Raw genomic sequence first — 809 nt, forward strand, 5'->3', positions numbered from 1 at the left:
TGGTCGACGACGAGTTGTGGTCGCGAATCGAGCCGCTGCTGCCTGTCCGGCAGCGCCGGCATCGGCACCCGGGCCGGAAGGCGCTGGATGACCGCAAGGTGCTGTGCGGCATCCTGTTCGTCCTCTACACGGGTATCCGGTGGGAGTGGCTGCCCGCCGAGCTGGGCTTCGGCTCTGGCATGACGTGCTGGCGCAGGCTGCGGGACTGGAACAACGCCGGGGTCTGGCAGCGCCTGCATGAGGTGCTGCTGGCCGAGCTGCGGGCCGCTGACCGGCTGGACATGTCGAGGGCGGTGATCGACAGCTCTCACATCCGGGCGCTCAAGGGCGGCCCAAAACCGGTCGGAGCCCGGTCGACCGGGGTCGGCCGGGCTCCAAGCACCACGTGATCTGCGATGCCACCGGCGTCCCGCTCGCAGTGACACTGACCGGCGGCAACCGCAATGACATCACCCAGCTCATGCCGCTTCTGACAGCGATCCCTCCGATCCGCGGCAAGCGGGGGCGGCCGCGGCAGCGACCGAAGGAGCTCTACGCGGACCGCGGCTACGACCATGACTGTTACCGTCGCCAGGTCTGGGCGAAGGGCATCAAGCCTGTGATCGCCCGTCGTGGCACCGAGCATGGTTCCGGCCTGGGCACCAAGCGGTGGGTTGTCGAGCAGGCGATCGCGCTGCTGCACTGGTTCGGCCGCCTGCGGATCCGCTGGGAGATCCGCGACGACATCCACGAGGCGTTCCTCAAGCTCGCCTGCTCGCTGATCTGCTGGCGCCGCCTGCGAACCGCATTCCGTTAGGAGCTCTAAGAGG

1 protein-coding gene is annotated in these 809 nt (G+C 68.5%); it reads left to right on the forward strand.

Going from position 1 to position 809, the window contains the following annotated elements; translation table 11 throughout:
- Nucleotides 1-796, forward strand: a protein-coding gene (locus IO33_RS48890; RefSeq protein WP_209439018.1) for an IS5 family transposase whose coding sequence is annotated in 2 segments (ribosomal slippage) — nt 1-333 and nt 333-796 — 797 coding nt annotated over the 2 segments. Because the reading frame shifts where the segments join, the coding sequence is not laid out codon by codon here. This gene is flagged as partial in the annotation.
- Nucleotides 797-809 lie beyond the last annotated feature (13 nt).

Origin of the sequence: Streptomyces durhamensis (genome assembly GCF_000725475.1) — a bacterium.
Lineage (GTDB): Bacteria > Actinomycetota > Actinomycetes > Streptomycetales > Streptomycetaceae > Streptomyces > Streptomyces filipinensis.